The 14,438-nt window shown below is 67.5% G+C and carries 18 protein-coding genes; 10 read left to right on the top strand and 8 right to left on the bottom strand.

Annotated features, from left to right (window positions below):
* Nucleotides 1-208: 208 nt before the first annotated feature.
* From O5K39_RS02680 to O5K39_RS02660, 5 genes are all read left to right on the top strand, one after another.
* Entirely contained in the window at nucleotides 209-889 is a 681-nt protein-coding gene (locus O5K39_RS02680) for a DUF305 domain-containing protein (RefSeq protein ID WP_271145750.1), read from the top strand.
* 55 nt (nucleotides 890-944) lie between these two features.
* A complete protein-coding gene (locus O5K39_RS02675; RefSeq protein ID WP_035308099.1) occupies nucleotides 945-1,415 on the top strand; it encodes a DUF305 domain-containing protein in 471 nt (156 codons plus the stop codon).
* Between the two features lie 137 nt (nucleotides 1,416-1,552).
* Nucleotides 1,553-3,415 carry a copper resistance system multicopper oxidase gene (locus tag O5K39_RS02670; RefSeq protein ID WP_035308097.1) on the top strand — a complete coding sequence of 621 codons (1,863 nt, stop codon included), beginning with the start codon at nucleotides 1,553-1,555 and terminating at the stop codon, nucleotides 3,413-3,415.
* The gene (locus O5K39_RS02665; RefSeq protein ID WP_240612155.1) at nucleotides 3,412-5,031 is read left to right on the top strand and encodes a copper resistance protein B; all 1,620 of its coding nucleotides are present in this window, start codon (nucleotides 3,412-3,414) and stop codon (nucleotides 5,029-5,031) included. Before O5K39_RS02670 ends, O5K39_RS02665 begins: the two co-directional genes overlap by 4 nt.
* A 171-nt stretch (nucleotides 5,032-5,202) precedes the next feature.
* Complete coding sequence (locus O5K39_RS02660; RefSeq protein WP_164952667.1) at nucleotides 5,203-5,976, top strand: HAD family hydrolase; 774 nt, start codon at nucleotides 5,203-5,205, stop codon at nucleotides 5,974-5,976.
* A 140-nt stretch (nucleotides 5,977-6,116) separates the two neighbouring features.
* Here O5K39_RS02660 and O5K39_RS02655 read toward each other — a convergent pair whose 3' ends face one another.
* The 5 genes from O5K39_RS02655 to O5K39_RS02635 all read right to left on the bottom strand — a co-directional run bounded on the left by O5K39_RS02655 (nucleotide 6,117) and on the right by O5K39_RS02635 (nucleotide 8,359).
* Nucleotides 6,117-6,524, bottom strand: coding sequence for a copper resistance CopC family protein (locus tag O5K39_RS02655; RefSeq protein ID WP_052004988.1), 408 nt, complete (start codon nucleotides 6,522-6,524; stop codon nucleotides 6,117-6,119).
* A gap of 26 nt (nucleotides 6,525-6,550) precedes the next feature.
* A complete protein-coding gene (locus O5K39_RS02650; RefSeq protein WP_183197649.1) occupies nucleotides 6,551-6,877 on the bottom strand; it encodes a hypothetical protein in 327 nt (108 codons plus the stop codon).
* A 176-nt stretch (nucleotides 6,878-7,053) separates the two neighbouring features.
* Complete coding sequence (locus tag O5K39_RS02645; RefSeq protein ID WP_230307708.1) at nucleotides 7,054-7,632, bottom strand: RNA polymerase sigma factor; 579 nt, start codon at nucleotides 7,630-7,632, stop codon at nucleotides 7,054-7,056.
* Nucleotides 7,633-7,640: 8 nt separating this feature from the next.
* Complete coding sequence (locus O5K39_RS02640) at nucleotides 7,641-8,081, bottom strand: periplasmic heavy metal sensor (protein WP_088582505.1); 441 nt, start codon at nucleotides 8,079-8,081, stop codon at nucleotides 7,641-7,643.
* Nucleotides 8,078-8,359, bottom strand: coding sequence for a hypothetical protein (locus O5K39_RS02635; protein ID WP_088582506.1), 282 nt, complete (start codon nucleotides 8,357-8,359; stop codon nucleotides 8,078-8,080). Before O5K39_RS02635 ends, O5K39_RS02640 begins: the two co-directional genes overlap by 4 nt.
* A 116-nt stretch (nucleotides 8,360-8,475) precedes the next feature.
* Here O5K39_RS02635 and O5K39_RS02630 point away from each other — a divergent pair, with 116 nt between their 5' ends.
* The 5 genes from O5K39_RS02630 to O5K39_RS02610 all read left to right on the top strand — a co-directional run bounded on the left by O5K39_RS02630 (nucleotide 8,476) and on the right by O5K39_RS02610 (nucleotide 11,379).
* Nucleotides 8,476-9,129, top strand: coding sequence for a DUF2231 domain-containing protein (locus O5K39_RS02630; RefSeq protein ID WP_088582507.1), 654 nt, complete (start codon nucleotides 8,476-8,478; stop codon nucleotides 9,127-9,129).
* 96 nt (nucleotides 9,130-9,225) lie between these two features.
* Complete coding sequence (locus tag O5K39_RS02625) at nucleotides 9,226-9,780, top strand: nuclear transport factor 2 family protein (RefSeq protein WP_088582508.1); 555 nt, start codon at nucleotides 9,226-9,228, stop codon at nucleotides 9,778-9,780.
* A gap of 54 nt (nucleotides 9,781-9,834) precedes the next feature.
* Nucleotides 9,835-10,305, top strand: a complete 471-nt coding sequence (locus O5K39_RS02620) for a DUF411 domain-containing protein (protein WP_306418727.1) — start codon at nucleotides 9,835-9,837, stop codon at nucleotides 10,303-10,305.
* A 13-nt stretch (nucleotides 10,306-10,318) separates the two neighbouring features.
* The gene (locus O5K39_RS02615; RefSeq protein WP_088582510.1) at nucleotides 10,319-11,041 is read left to right on the top strand and encodes a PepSY domain-containing protein; all 723 of its coding nucleotides are present in this window, start codon (nucleotides 10,319-10,321) and stop codon (nucleotides 11,039-11,041) included.
* Nucleotides 11,038-11,379, top strand: a complete 342-nt coding sequence (locus O5K39_RS02610) for a hypothetical protein (protein WP_088582511.1) — start codon at nucleotides 11,038-11,040, stop codon at nucleotides 11,377-11,379. Before O5K39_RS02615 ends, O5K39_RS02610 begins: the two co-directional genes overlap by 4 nt.
* Nucleotides 11,380-11,661: 282 nt before the next feature.
* Here O5K39_RS02610 and O5K39_RS02605 read toward each other — a convergent pair whose 3' ends face one another.
* From O5K39_RS02605 to copC, 3 genes are all read right to left on the bottom strand, one after another.
* Nucleotides 11,662-12,948, bottom strand: coding sequence for a type II restriction endonuclease (locus O5K39_RS02605; protein ID WP_221415120.1), 1,287 nt, complete (start codon nucleotides 12,946-12,948; stop codon nucleotides 11,662-11,664).
* A gap of 111 nt (nucleotides 12,949-13,059) precedes the next feature.
* Nucleotides 13,060-13,995, bottom strand: coding sequence for a copper homeostasis membrane protein CopD (gene copD, locus O5K39_RS02600; RefSeq protein WP_088582512.1), 936 nt, complete (start codon nucleotides 13,993-13,995; stop codon nucleotides 13,060-13,062).
* Nucleotides 13,996-14,001: 6 nt separating this feature from the next.
* The gene (gene copC, locus O5K39_RS02595) at nucleotides 14,002-14,364 is read right to left on the bottom strand and encodes a copper homeostasis periplasmic binding protein CopC (RefSeq protein ID WP_088582513.1); all 363 of its coding nucleotides are present in this window, start codon (nucleotides 14,362-14,364) and stop codon (nucleotides 14,002-14,004) included.
* Between the last annotated feature and the right edge of the window lie 74 nt (nucleotides 14,365-14,438).

The following is a 14,438-nucleotide window of genomic DNA, read 5'->3' as shown; positions in this document are numbered from 1 at the left end:
GATCCCTCGCCTGATCCAACAGCGTTCGGGTATATTTGATCAAGGCGGAACCGTGTCGGAGGACCCGGATTTAACTGGCGTTCATGTCCGGTTGCGCAACGGCGCCGAGATCCCGGTTCAAGTCCGCGTCCCGCCGCCGCCTCGCCGGCGCCCTCTTCAACTAGCCGCCGGCCGATTCGCCGGCGCCGCCCTACGCCGGAGACACCCGATGTTCAACCTGACCTTCACACGCTCGTCCGTTCTGCTCGCCGGCTGTTCCGCTCTCCTCGTGGCGGCGTGCAGCCCGGCCGCCGAGCCGCCGGCGGCCTCCAAGGCCGACGAGTCGGCGCAGACTCCGGAGCCCATGGCGATGGCGCAGACGCCCTTCTCCGCCGCCGAGGCGAGGATGCACGAGGCCATGAGGTCGGCGACGGGAGCCAGCGCCGGAGAGGCATGGGCCCGCAAGATGATCCCCCATCACCAAGGCGCCCTCGATATGTCCCAGATTTTGCTGCGCGACACGCGGGATGCCGACATTCGCCGGATGGCGCAGAAGACCGTCGAGATGCAGACCGGGGACATCGCCGAGCTCCAGCGTTGGCTCGAAACAAACGTGGGGGCCGCAGCCGGTGCGGCAGCGCCGGGCGGAGGCGGTGAGCCGCCGTTCGCGCCGGCCGAAGCGAAAATGATGGAGGCCATGATGGCCGCGACCGGGGTCGACACGGACCAGACCTGGGCTCGCAAGATGATCGCGCATCACCAGGGCGCCCTCGACATGGCCCAGGTGGTGCTGCGCGAAAGCCAGGACGCCGACATCCGGCGCATGGCGCAGAAGACGATCGAGATGCAGACCGCGGACATCGCGGAGCTGCGCGCCTGGCTGGAGGCTCATCCCGCCAGCGCAGGATGATCCGGCGTCGGCGAGAAGTCCCGTTGCAGATTTGCGAGTAGAGGAAGAACAATCGATGGAAAACATGAAGACCATGCACGCCATGAAGGGGAGCTATCGGTCGTTCGCGATCGAGCTCGTCCTGGATTTCATCATCATGTACCTCGTGATGTACACGATGATCGCGTCCCTCAATCATTTCTACTTCAACCTCAACAACGTCTACATGACCCTCATGATGGTCTCGCCTATGGCGATCCTCATGCTGGTGTTCATGCGGTCGATGTATCCGTCGAAACGGACGAATCTGCTGATCGGCGGGGCTGCCGCCCTGGTGTTTGCGGTCAGCTTCTGGGGTATGCGGACCCAGGCGGCGGTGGGAGACACGGAGTTCCTGCGTTCGATGATCCCGCACCACTCCGGCGCCATCCTGATGTGCCAGCAAGCCTCGCTGACGGATCCGGAAGTGCTCGGTCTGTGCGAGGAAATCGTCCGCTCCCAGGAACAGGAGATCGCCCAGATGAAGGCTCTTCTGGCGCGGCGGTAATTCGGCGGGCGGCCGCGAGGGCCGCCGGCGCGGTCGGCTCTGCGGCAGCGTGTCGCGAGGGCCGACCGCGTCGCCTGCGTAAATCCCTATAGATCGTCGCCGTACGGAGGCGCGGTCATGACTTTCAGGAGTATCCCATGAAGCTGGATCGTCGACTACTGCTGCGCGGCGCTGTCGCCGGAGGCGGTCTCGCGGCCCTGCAGGGCTTGATGCCCGCCTGGGCCCAGACAGGTTCGCCGGGGTTGCGGGCGGACCTGCCGACCCTCACCGGCCCGAACATCGACCTGACGATCGGTCAGTCGCCGTTCACCGTGAACGGGCGCACCGCCACGGCCACAACGATCAACGGCGTGCTTCCCGCGCCGGTGCTCCGTTTGCGCGAAGGCCAGAACGTCCGCCTCGCGGTGACGAACCAGCTTGATGAGGACACATCCATCCACTGGCACGGCATCCTGCTGCCGTTCCAGATGGACGGTGTGCCGGGCGTCAGCTTCCCCGGCATCCGCCCGCGCGAGACCTTCGTTTACGAATTCCCGGTCCGGCAGTCCGGCACCTTCTGGTACCACAGCCACTCAGGACTGCAGGAGGCGCTCGGCCATTACGGGCCCATCGTCATCGACCCGGCGGGCGCCGACCCGGTCGCCTACGACCGCGAACATGTGCTGGTCCTGTCGGACTGGAGCTTCATGCACCCGCACGAAATCTTCGACAAGCTCAAGAAGAGCCCCGGTTACTTCAACCGCCAGCGCACCACCCTGGCCGGCCTGCTGGACGGCAGCGACCGGATGAGCCTGGAAGAGCGCCGGATGTGGGGCGAGATGCGCATGGATCCGCGCGACATCCTCGACGTCAACGGCTCGACCTACACCTATCTGATCAACGGCCACGGGCCGCGGGAGAACTGGACCGGTCTGTTCCGGCCCGGCGAGCGGGTGCGGTTGCGCATCATCAACGCCTCGGCCATGTCGATCTTCAACGTGCGAATTCCCGGACTGCCGATGACCGTGGTTCAGGCCGACGGCGAGAATGTGCGCCCGATCGAGACCGACGAGTTCCAGATTTCTGTGGCCGAGACCTATGACGTCATCGTCCAGCCGACCGAGGACCGCGCCTACACCATCGTCTCCGAAGCCATCGACCGATCGGGCATGGGGCGGGCGACCCTGGCGCCGCGTCTTGGAATGACCGCCGAGGTTCCGCCGCTGCGGGAGGTTCCCAACCTGACCATGAAGGACATGGGCATGGGGGACATGGGCGGCATGGGCGGAATGGATCACGGGTCCATGGGAGCCCAGCCGGGCGGAGCCATGGCCGGGATGGACCACGGGGCCATGACCGGAGCCTCCGGCGGAGCCATGGCGGGCATGGATCACGGCGCCGTGCCTGCCCAGCCTGCCGGGGCGATGCCTGGAATGGATCACGGCTCCATGGCCGGAATGAACATGCGCGATCCCGAGAATGCGCCGCCCGACATGGCGGTCGGTGTGGGCGTCGATGCCATCGCGATGGCGCCGGCCAACCGCATGGGCGAGCGTCCGATCGGGCTTCAGGATGTTCCGCATCGCGTCCTCGTCTACACCGACCTCGTCTCGCTCCAGCCCAACAAGGATCAGCGTCCCCCGTCCCGGACGATGGAAATCCATCTGACCGGCAATATGGAGCGGTTCATGTGGGGCTTTGACGGCCGAAAATTCAGCGAGCTGGTCGAGCCGATCCGGTTCGAGCGGGACGAGCGGGTGCGCGTGACCCTGGTCAACGATTCCATGATGGCGCACCCGATCCATCTGCACGGCCATTTCTTCGAACTGGTCACCGGGGGCCCTGCCGGGCACCAGCCGCTCAAACACACTGTCAACGTTCCGCCGGGCGGCAAGGTCAGTTTCGACCTGACCGCCGACAACCCCGGCGACTGGGCCTTCCACTGTCACCTATTGCTGCACATGCATGCCGGGATGTTCAATGTGGTCACGGTCCGTCCGATGGAAGGAGCTGCATCGTGAAGACGTCGGTCGCCGTCCTTCCCCTGATCCTCGCCGCGGCCTCCGCGGCGGCGGGAACGCCTGCGCTGGCGCAGAGCCACGCCGGGCATGCAACGCCCGCGCCTGTTCGCCAGACGCTTCCGGAGGGTTGCGTCGCGCGCGGCTCCTCCACCGCCGATGCATCCCGGATAGGGACGGCCGGAGCGCCGACGTGCCCGACGGGCGCGGTGCCCGTCCGTCTGCAGGCTGGGGCGATGCCGGCGGGGCACGACATGTCGACCATGGGCCAGACCCGGCCTGCGCCGGCCATGCCTGCGGGACACGACATGTCTACGATGCCCCAGACGCAGCCCGCTCCAGCCGCCGCGTCTAGACATGCCGGTCATGACATGTCGACCATGGGTCAGACCCAGCCCGCGCCGGCCATGCCGGCGGGGCACGACATGTCGGCTATGGGCCAGACCCAGCCGGCTCCGGCCGCCGCGTCCCCGCATGCCGGCCATGACATGTCGGCCATGGGTCAGACCCAGCCTGCGCCAGCCATGCCCGCGGGGCACGACATGTCGACGATGGGCCAGACTCAGCCGGCTCCGGCCGCCACGTCCCCGCATGCCGGTCATGATATGTCGACCATGGGTCAGACCCAGCCCGCGCCAGCCATGCCGGCGGGACACAACATGTCGACGATGGGCCAGACCCAGCCGGCTCCGGCCGCCGCGTCCCCGCATGCCGGCCATGACATGTCGACCATGGGTCAGACCCCGCCCGCGCCGGCCATGCCGGCGGGGCACGACATGTCGACGATGGGTCAGATGCCGGCCGGACACGACATGTCCGGAATGGCCATGCCGCCCGACGTCCCGACCAGCGCGAACAATCCCGGACGTCCACCGGAAGCCCCCGCTCCGGCGGGCGCGGCAAGCGGGCCGGCCAATGCCGCCGACCTGCTGTTCGACCCCGCCGAAATGGCGGCGGCCCGCGCCCAGCTGTTGGTCGAGCACGGAAACGTCCGCACGACGGCGGTCATCATCGACCAGCTCGAAGCGACCTTTGGCGACGACGAGGAAGGCTACGCCTGGGACGCCCAGGGCTGGACCGGCGGCGACATCAATCGGTTCTGGTGGAAGTCGGAAGGGGAGGGCGCTTTTGACGGCGAGGTCGAGGAGGCCGAGATCCAGGCCCTCTACAGCCGGGCGTTCCGACCCTTCTTCGACTTCCAGACCGGCCTGCGGCAGACCTACCGGCCCGAGGGCGACCGGACCGATCTGGTCGTCGGCATTCAGGGTCTGGCGCCCTACTGGTTCGAGGTCGATGCGGCGGCCTTCCTGTCCAACAAGGGCGAACTGACGGCGAGGGCGGAGGCCGAATATGATCAGCGGATCACCAATCGCTGGATCGTGCAGCCCCGGGCCGAGGTGGTGCTGTCGGCGGAGGACATCCCCGAACTCCGGATCGGGTCCGGCCTGTCGACGCTCCAGATCGGGGCCCGCTTGCGCTACGAGTTCCGCAAGGAATTCGCACCCTATGTCGGCGTCGAATGGACCAAGAGCTTCGGCAATACGGCGGACTTCCTGGAAGCTGACGGGCGAAGCTCGGAAGACACCCGGCTGGTCGTCGGCATTCGGGCGTGGTTCTAGCGAAGCGGCGGCGGGTCTTGTCTTGACGCCGGCGCCCCCACAGGCACGCAACGGGTCGGTTGTCAGGACGCCCCCGCCGGGGCCAGGGCCTCGCTACAGCCTGTGCCTTGCGCCGGCCGGTGACCGGCCCGGTGTTGTCCAATGACAGCGGGGCGGCGGATCCGGGCCGTCGTGATCGATCTGGATGACACCCTGCTCTCAGCCTATCGCCGCCCTGATCTGGCGTGGCGCAGCGTCTGTCAGGTATACCAGACCGAGCTTGGCGACCTCGCTCCGGACGTTGCAGCGCGCGCCCTGACGGAGGCGGGGCGGGCCTTCTGGAGCGATCCGGACAGCCACGCCGTGGGCCGCGCAGACCCGAAGCAGGCCCGGCGCGTCATCGCAGCCAAAGCCTTCGAGGCCTTGCGGCGCGACAGTAGTCCAACGGTATCTCCCGAGATCGCAGAGCGCATCGCCGACGCCTTCAGCCTCCATCGCGACCGGCAGATGCGGCTCGAACCCAAGGCGGACGCCGTGTTGGTCCAACTGCGGGACGCTGGATACCGGCTCGCGCTGCTCACCAACGGCGCCGGTCCACTGCAGCGCGCCAAGATCGAGCGTTTCGGTCTGGCTTCGCGTTTCCATCATATCCAGATTGAAGGCGAGGTCGGCGTTGGCAAGCCCGATCCGGGCGCGTTCAGGCGAGTGTTTGCCGCCTTGAACGTCGATCCGCCCGAGGTCTGTGTCGTCGGAGACAGTCTGGAATGGGACATTCGCCCGGCCAAGGCGCTGGGCTGTTTCACCATTCTGTACGACCCGGAGGCTGGCCAAGCTGTAGGACGCGGTTTCGGCGACGCCCACGTTGTGACCCGGACATTGGCGAGCTTGGCGCCCCACCTTCAGGAGCGTAGTTCGCCCCCCGGCCGGATGGATCGCGCCGGCCGGCGATCACGGCGCGCCGACTGAGCCCAGGGCTGAAAGACCATCGCGAGGGGTCAGCCGGGGAGCCGACCGCTGATCGACGACGGAAAAACGCCGCGCGGCAGGTCGCGCGGCGTTCCTTCCACATCCGGCTTCGGCCCCTCAGGAGGCGGGAGGCCGATCCCTCAGTGAACCATGAAACGGACGAGGCCGTTCATCTGGTGGCCGTCGGCGCCCTTCGCGGCCCAGGCGGCGGAATAGGATCCGGGGGCCAGGATGGGGAGGGGCGCGCTGACCGTGGTGACCGGCGCCGCGTCGTCGACCACAGCCACGTCGATGGACCGGGCGTCAGGGCCCGTCAGCCTGAGAGAGGTCAGGGTCATGGCGTGCGGGAACGTCGCCGAGAAGGTCGTCGGCGCGACCGCTAGCATGGCGTTGTCCGCGGGCGCGGTGACGACGCCGTTGGCGGGGGCCTGCATGGCGGCGTGATCCTGCGCCGACATGCCCGCGTGCGAATGGCTCTGGGCCTGGGCGAGGGAGACGGGAGCCAGCGCCGCCAGAGCGGCCAGGCTGGTGAGGATTGAACGGTTCATGAGAGACTTCCTGATGCTTACGTGGACTACTGGTTGGGCGGCATGGTCATGCCGTCCATCTTCGACATGTCATGGCCGGCCATCGGATCGGCCGGCGGCGGCGTCGGGGCGGGTGCTGGCGCCGGCGCGGGGCGGGTCGGTCGGGGCGTCGAGGCCCGGGGGGACGGCGCCGGGGCTGGTGCGGCGGCCTGCGGCTGCGGGGTCGGCTCGGGCGTGGCGACCGGCGCGGCCTCCATCGGGGTCGTCGCCGAGGCGCCCGGCGCCGTCTGGGCCTCGACCGGTTGAGGGTCGGCGGCCGGCTGGCAGGCGCCCAAGGTGATCGCCGCTGCGGCGGCTAGGATCGGGACTCTCATGTGACAAGCTCCTGAAAGAAAAGGGCGATGATCGGGTCGATTTCCCGCGACGCCCTCATACTAGAATACGCGGACGGGCGCCGCATCCCTCGCCGCCTGGAGGTCGATCGACGGAGCGCCGCTGCGGCCCGAGCGGGGCTAAGGCGCGACGAAGGTTCCGAGGACCCTCGAGCTGATCACTCAAGAGCGGCCCGGACAGCGGGCGTGTCGTCCAGCGCCTCGGACAGCTTGCGACGAGCCCGCGCCACGCGGGTCTCCACGGTCTTGATGGAGACACCCAGCATCCCGGCCGTTTCCGCCTGACTGCGCCCTTCGATTGCCGTCAGCATAAGCGGAGCCTTGAGGTGCGGCGGCAGACGGCTCATGGCCTCGTTCAACCGCGCCAGCCTTGCGCTGGCATCCATCCGGTCATCCACCGCCTCGGCCCCGTCCGGCACGGACATGGCTTCCGGCGACGACAGGTCGACGTCGCCCCGGATGAGCCGCCGAACGAAGCGGCGACGGCTCCAGTCCCGGCATTTATTGAGTGCGATGGTCCGGATCCAGGCCTCGAAGGGTCGGACCGGGTCGTAGCGGCGAATGTTGATCCAGGCCGCCGCATAGGTGTCCTGCAACAGGTCCCAGGCGTCCTGTTCATCGCCGACATAGCGCCGGACGAAACGGAACAGAGAAGTCTTGGTCTGCCGCATCAACTCGCTGAAGGCCGCCCGGTCCCCGCCGGCGGCGCGGGCTGACAGGTCGTTGGGGCTGTCCACGCGGAACGCTAGCCTTCGTCGGGCGCGAGGGCCTCGACGATACGGTCGTCGAATACCTCGGCCTGGGCCGGCGTCAGAACGGACCGCATCTCGAAGACGTGGGCGATCGTCTCCTTCTGCAAGGCGCCCATGGCGACGTGGAAATGGTCCACCGCCGCCTGGACCTGGGGACCGTCGCCGTCGCTCCGTGCGATCGCGCGCGCCAGTTCCTGATTGGCCGCGCGGACGTCCGCTTCGAGCGCGGGCCGGCGCGCGGCGAACCGGGCTTCGACTGCGTCGATGCGGGTCAGCTGGTCGGGCGAGAGCTTCAGGTCGTGGTGCACGATGTCGTGCAGGGATGGCGGTTCGCGCCGGCTCAGCACCCAGCTGGCGCTGATCCAAGTGCCCGCGCCGCTGGCGACCGCCGCCAGGACGGCCGTCAGGGCGATGGCCTGCCAGCCGCGCTTCATCGGCCGGTTTCCAGTCTCACCAGAGGCGACAGGCCCGCGTCGACCGTGAAAATGGCCATCTCCCCGGCCGGTCTGGGGGCGGCGACCGCGCCGACGCCGCCTGCCGTCAGGCCGGTGACCAGGGCCATGGCGACGGCCCCCAAACGCAGTTGCGACGCGAGCCTTTCGCCGCGAAGCGCGTCGACCCGGCTCCAGACGAGCGGTTCGAGCCCGTCGAGCGACCGGCCCAAGGGCGTCGCCGCCGATCCGGCCAAAAGATCATCCAAATTACGCGCCATCGAACACTCTCCTTGCGCCCCTAATCCCTACTACGCCGAAACAAGCCAAATCCCTCAAACGAGGGGACGGCCTCCCCGGTGCGTAGTTAGCAGAAGGGACGGGATGGGAGAGAACAATGTCGATACGCAAACTTCTGTCGGGGATCGCCCTGGTGGTGGCGCTGTCTGTCAGCGCGCCCGCGTTCGCGCACGAGGATCATGACAAGCAGGCCGCGGCCCGTGCCCAGGCCGCCGCGCCGGCGGGCGCCGTGCCAGAAGGCGGCGTGATGGCCATGCCGGGGATGGCTATGGACATGGACCACGGGGCCATGACGGCGGACGAGGGTCCCAAGCCAATGCCCCAGCGCCTGTATCGCTGGCTCGGCGCCATGCATCCCGCCGCCGTCCATTTCCCGATCGCGCTGTTCCTCGTCGCCGCGCTCCTCGAGATCGCCGCCCTGACGCTGCGTCGGCCGGTCCTGACCCAGGGCACGCGGGTGATCATCGCCCTGGCGGCGATCTCCGCGGTCGCCGCGGTGGCGCTGGGATGGTTCGCTATGGGGCTGCCCGGGAAGGACGATGTGACTCACCTCTACCATCGGTGGCTCGGCACCTCGATCGCCGCGCTCGGCCTGCTGAGCTGGTGGGCGAAGGAACAATGGGTCCGCCGGCCGGGGCGCGGGCGCGAGCTGATCTACATCGGTCTTTTGACCGTGACCGCCGCCGCCGTGGTGGTCAACGGCCTGCTGGGCGGGATGCTGACCCATGGCATGAGGCATCTGATGTTCTGACGGCCTTGGGGTCCGTCGTCGCCCGAACGCCTCGTTCTTCATCTACTTCGCCGGACCGGGTTCTACTGCGGCCGCGGCAAACCAGGAGACTGCACCATGATGTTCCGTTCAGCACTCGCCGGATCGGCGGTCGCCGCCCTCCTCGCGACCTCCGGCCAAGCGCAAGCTCAATCACAGGCGCCGGCCCGCTCCCACGCCCCCGGCTCGGCCCATACGCCAGGCTCGGCGCACGCCCCCGGCGATGCGCAATCCGCTGACGAGGCCCAGGTCCGAGCGGTCGTCACCGCCTACAAGGACGCCATCGAGCGGATGGACGTGTCGCAGACGCCGGCCCTGTTCTGGACCGACTCGGAGATCTTCGAGAACGGCGGCGTGGAGGGATCGTTCGCCTATTATCTGGAGCACCATCTCGGGCCCGAATTCGCCGATCTGGCCGGCTTCGACTTCCGCAACCACGAAATGAAAGTCGAGGTTGACGGCGACACCGCCTTCGTGAGCGAGACCTACACCTTCCACATCACCTTCAAGTACGGAGCCCGGGCCCCCATAGAGCGCCGCGGCGCCGCCACGAGCGTCCTGCGCAAGCGGGGTGACGAGTGGAGGTTCGACGTCTATCACTCCTCGGCCCGGCCCTTCCGCCCCGCCGCCTGATCGCGGCGGCGACCGTCATCGGCGGCCTCCAGATATCGCTCGCCAGAGGGACCCATGAGATCGATGCCCACCCTTTCACGCCGTGCGTTTCTGGCCGCGGGGGCCGGCTCCGTCGCCGTCGCGGCCTGCGCTCCGGGCGCCCGTTCATCGACCGAGCTCGCGGTCTACAAGACCCCGACCTGCGCCTGTTGCACGGCCTGGGTGGATCACATGCGCGCCGCCGGCTTCAAGGCGCGGGTCAACGAACTCCCGAGCCTTCGCTCTATACGCAGCACCCAGGGCGTGCCCGAGGCGCTCGCCTCCTGCCACACGGCCATGATCGGCGGCTATGTCCTCGAGGGCCATGTGCCGGCCGAGGATGTCCGCAAGCTTCTGGCCGAACGTCCCGAGGCCGTGGGCCTCGCAGTGCCGGCGATGCCGCTGGGGTCTCCCGGCATGGAGACGCCAGACGGCCAACGTGAGCCCTATGAGACCCTGCTGATCCTCAAGGGCGGCGGTACGCGCGTCTTCGCGCGTCACGGCTAGGCGAGGCCCAGGGATGAAGGTTCTCAAGCTCTCCACCCAGCTGCACAAATGGATTGCGCTCGTCGTCGGCCTTCAGGTGCTGTTCTGGGTCGGCGGCGGTCTGGTGATGACGGCCATTCCGATCGAGACGGTGCGCGGCGAACATCGGGCGGTTGACCTCAAGCCGAGCCCGCTGGAGCTCGGCGCGCTTCCGGCACTGAGCGAGATCGCGCGCCGAGCGGGCGTCGCGCCTGTCCAGGCGGAGCTTCACACGACGCCGCGGGGGGCGGCCTGGACCTTGAAGCCGGCGTCGGGCGAGCCAGTCGTCGTGTCCGCCGCGACCGGCCGGCCGTTCGGACCGATGTCGGCCGCCGACGCCTCGGCCTTCGCCAAGGGCGCGTACAAGGGCGAGGCGCGGGTTTCCGGCGCGGTTCTTCTGGCGACGGCGCCCGAGGAGACGGGACGCACCGGACCGCTGTGGCGGGTAGACTTCGCCGACCGCGAAAAGACGGCCTTCTACCTGTCGCCAGCGACAGGCGAAGTGGTGACGCGCCGCTCGGGCGTGTGGCGGATCTTCGACTTCTTCTGGCGACTGCACGTCATGGACTGGAACGACGGCGAGGACTTCAATCACCCCCTGATCATCATCACTACCGCCTTGACCCTGAGCATTGTGATTTCGGGCTTCATCCTGCTGTGGATACGGATCTCCCGCGACCTGAAAATGGCGCGTGCGGTTCGCAAGCGGGAGCCATGAGGCAGGCGACGGCTCGATCACAGGAAGCTCTGCCAAGAGACAACGACCGGACTTCACCACCGCGTCTCGCCGCCCTGACCACCGCCTGGCCGCCGCACATCCTGCGGCAAGAGGACGTCGCGGCCAACGGGGCCGAAATGTTCGCCACGACCCACGGCGGTTTCGAGCGGCTGGCGCCTATCTATCGAAACGCCTTGATCGACACACGGCATTCGTGCGTCCCAATGGACTGGTATCTGCAGCCGCACAGCTTCGCGGAGCGGAACGACCTGTTCCTGGAACACGCAGTCGCCCTGATGGCCGAGAGCACGACGAGCGCGCTGGAGCAAGCGGGGTGATCGCGACCTTGGCCGGTTTTGGACCACTCGGATCATCACCTGCCCGGCGCGCCGCTAGTCCGATCCGGCCCTTCCGGGTCATTCGTCATCCCAACTACTGGATCGCATCTCTTGAGATCGCCATGTTGCCGCTGGTTTTCGGCCAGGTCTGGATAGCAGTGGTGTTCACCGCGCTTAATGCCATGCTGATCACCTGGCGGGTGCGGCTGGAGGATCGCGCTCTTGCCTATCAGGCCTGTGAGCCAGAACGACCTGGATGCGAGGCGGGCCAGTCACCGACGATCAGGTCACGCGGTGCGAAATCTCGGTCAGAGCCCTGAGACCGGTTCCGAAGCGGGCGATTGATGCCCGGTGCCGTTCCAGTTCTCCGTAGGGCAGATAGCGCACATTGAGATCGGCGATCCGGCTGAAGGCCGGACGTTGCAACTGCGCCCGCACATCGTTTTCGCGGCTGTCGGGAGCGACCAGGAAAAGGCCGGCGGAGATGTTTAGTTCGCCTGACAGGGCGAGGTCCAGCATTCGCACGACACCGGAGTAGATCGTGGTGGAATGCTCGACCTCGAAGGCGGCCGCCACGCGGTCCGCGTCTCCCTCCAGCCAGAGTACGTCGATCAGCCGGATGGACTCGGCGCCTGGACCGTTCGCCAGCGACGGCGGTAGTTGTTCTAGGCAGCCCTCGCTCAGGCGTGCGCCCTCGTGCTGGCGCCCGCGGTCATTGGACGCGATCCAGACCCTGTAGCCCAGCGCGCGACCCAGATCACGGACCCAGGCCTGGATCTCTGTGTGGGTCCGGTCCGTCTCGCCCTGCTGGAGCGCGGTCTTCTCGAACTTGACCGCTTCGGCGCGCGCTTCGGCCAGCCGCGCGTCCCAGCCGCTGGCGGACAGACTCTCGTCGTCCAGGGGCGGCGCGGGATAACGGCCGGAGCCCACGTCGAACAGGAAGCCCGCGATCGCCCCGAGATCGTTGGACAGAAGATCGCTGTAGCGAGCGTTGAGGGCCAAAATTCCTTGCCGCATCGCAAGGTAGTGCTCCCAGCTCCCGAGCTTGACCTTTGATCCGGTGATCGCGTTGTAGCCGTTGACGATCGCGGTATTGAACGGCGAAACGTGGGTGGGATGGAGAAAATAGATCAGGTTGGCCACTGCAGGCCCGAGTCCCTTGATTCGGAGTTGGTCGATCGTGCGGATGCCCGCGAGAATTTCCGTTGCTGTCGAACAACAGCTGCAGTGATGCAGGAGCCGGCCGAAAGCGCGTTGATTGGCCGGGTTTTCGTAGATGTCCGGGATGCGAAGTTTGGGCTTCCAGAGGAAGGCATGGTCCGCGCCCTTGAAGATCTGCCGTTGTTCGGCCACCGAATGAACGATCGTCTCCAGCGACGACCCGCGATAGGCCACGCCGAACCGGCCTGCTTCGATCTCCTTGACGACCTGGCCGATGCCGCGACGGATGGAGCGGAAATTCTTCAGACGCTCGTCCCACAAGAACCAGGTCTGGTAGGTCGCAGCCGGGTCGCGCCGCCACTGTTCAATAAGATCACGAACTCGATCTGACACGGCGCGCCCCCTCAATTCTTGAGCAGTCTAGGCGGGTCCAGGTCGCTGGGCCAACGGCCATTCGCAGCCGGTCCCAAGAGCGCGTGCGACGCACCTGGCTCCAGCGCGTTCGGCGCGCGCCAACGGCTACATCGCCATTTCCATGGCCGAGACCGGAGCCAGGGTTCCCATGATGGACACCAGGGCCAGCAGCCCCAGGGCGAGGAGGGTCTCCATCACCAAGCTGCGTTTCAGCCGTGAAATGGCGGGGCCAAGATACTCGGGATCGTCCAGGGCGCTGCCGAGGTGGGGCGTCAGATAAAAGCGGTTCGCGGCCGCCAGAACCAGCATGAGCGCGAAGAGCACGAGCTTGCCCGTCAACAGCAGACCGTAGGGCGTGCTCAAGAGGCCAGCGATACGATCGGGTCCGACCATGAACCAGCTGTTCACCAGTCCGCTCAGAACCAGGACGGCGACCGATGCGGATCCGACGCCGGCGAATCCGTGAAGGGCTCGATAGAGGATCCTATCGCCATCGACCGTTTCTGACCGCCGCCGCAACGTCAGGATCAGCAAGGCCGCGAGCGCGCCGAGCCACACCGCCGCCGCCCAGCTGTGCAGGATCGCGGCCGTCAGATGAACATAGCGCCCCGCGCCTTCGGTGGCCGCGCCGTGTCCCGTCCAGGCGAAGCTGGCGCCGACGATAAGACCGGCGACAGCGACGAATTTCCACAGGCCGCGGGACGGCTTGTCTTGAATGAGCGCAAGAAGCGCGAGCAACGCGGCCAGCGTCCGGACGAGAAAGGCGGGTCCGAGGCTCGTGCCCGTGAGCATGAAGCCGAGCGTCGCCGGCTTGAGACCTTCAGTCAGCGAGCCCGCCATCACAGCGGTCTGGGCCGCGAAGGCGGCGGCGGAGCCTATGGCGACCACGGCCGCCGCGCTGACCAGCAAGGATCTCGTCCAGCCGAGGGCCACCGCGTCCGACCCGCGCAACCCGTAGAGGAGGAACAGCGGCGTCCCGAGCAGGACGACCGCGCCGCCGTACTGCGCGAGCCGGAGCAGGATGACCAGAACGTCGAGCACGATGGGTCAGCGTACCGTGAAGGCGATGGCGCCGGTCATACGGTGGCCGTCGGCGGAGGCGGCATGCCAGTTGAGGCTGTAGGCGCCGGCCGCGAGCGGTCGCGCCGTCCGTCCCGAAACGGTCATGCCGTCATCGGAGACGGTGGTCGCGACCGGGAATTTGGCACCGGCGGCGTTCACGACCTCGAGGCCCGAGAAAGCGGGAACGACGCGTTCGCTGAAGGTGACCGTCAGCGAACGCGGCGAGGCGATGCTCGCGCTCGCCGCCGGGTTGGAGGCGACGACGCGCGCGTGGGCGGCAGCCTGCGTCGCCCCCAACAGCAGGGCGCCGACCGCGCCGACGACGGAAAGGATTTTGCGAGTGGTCATAGGGAGGCTCCGAAACCAGAGGGGTTCAATGAGTTATACGGGCGCCGGGGTTGAATCCCTCGTTCGAACTGCGG

It is taken from the genome of Brevundimonas sp. NIBR10, from assembly GCF_027912515.1.
GTDB lineage: Bacteria > Pseudomonadota > Alphaproteobacteria > Caulobacterales > Caulobacteraceae > Brevundimonas.
The sequence above is the reverse complement of the archived record's forward strand: the minus strand, read 5'-3'. Positions and strand labels throughout refer to the sequence as shown.

Coding starts and splice junctions, on each gene's coding strand:
- O5K39_RS02680 (WP_271145750.1), top strand. CDS start 209: ATGTTCAACCTGACCTTCACACGCTCGTCCGTTCTGCTCGCCGGCTGT.
- O5K39_RS02675 (WP_035308099.1), top strand. CDS start 945: ATGGAAAACATGAAGACCATGCACGCCATGAAGGGGAGCTATCGGTCG.
- O5K39_RS02670 (WP_035308097.1), top strand. CDS start 1,553: ATGAAGCTGGATCGTCGACTACTGCTGCGCGGCGCTGTCGCCGGAGGC.
- O5K39_RS02655 (WP_052004988.1), bottom strand. CDS start 6,524: ATGAACCGTTCAATCCTCACCAGCCTGGCCGCTCTGGCGGCGCTGGCT.
- O5K39_RS02650 (WP_183197649.1), bottom strand. CDS start 6,877: ATGAGAGTCCCGATCCTAGCCGCCGCAGCGGCGATCACCTTGGGCGCC.
- O5K39_RS02640 (WP_088582505.1), bottom strand. CDS start 8,081: ATGAAGCGCGGCTGGCAGGCCATCGCCCTGACGGCCGTCCTGGCGGCG.
- O5K39_RS02635 (WP_088582506.1), bottom strand. CDS start 8,359: ATGGCGCGTAATTTGGATGATCTTTTGGCCGGATCGGCGGCGACGCCC.
- O5K39_RS02630 (WP_088582507.1), top strand. CDS start 8,476: ATGTCGATACGCAAACTTCTGTCGGGGATCGCCCTGGTGGTGGCGCTG.
- O5K39_RS02625 (WP_088582508.1), top strand. CDS start 9,226: ATGATGTTCCGTTCAGCACTCGCCGGATCGGCGGTCGCCGCCCTCCTC.
- O5K39_RS02620 (WP_306418727.1), top strand. CDS start 9,835: ATGAGATCGATGCCCACCCTTTCACGCCGTGCGTTTCTGGCCGCGGGG.
- O5K39_RS02615 (WP_088582510.1), top strand. CDS start 10,319: ATGAAGGTTCTCAAGCTCTCCACCCAGCTGCACAAATGGATTGCGCTC.
- O5K39_RS02610 (WP_088582511.1), top strand. CDS start 11,038: ATGAGGCAGGCGACGGCTCGATCACAGGAAGCTCTGCCAAGAGACAAC.
- copC (WP_088582513.1), bottom strand. CDS start 14,364: ATGACCACTCGCAAAATCCTTTCCGTCGTCGGCGCGGTCGGCGCCCTG.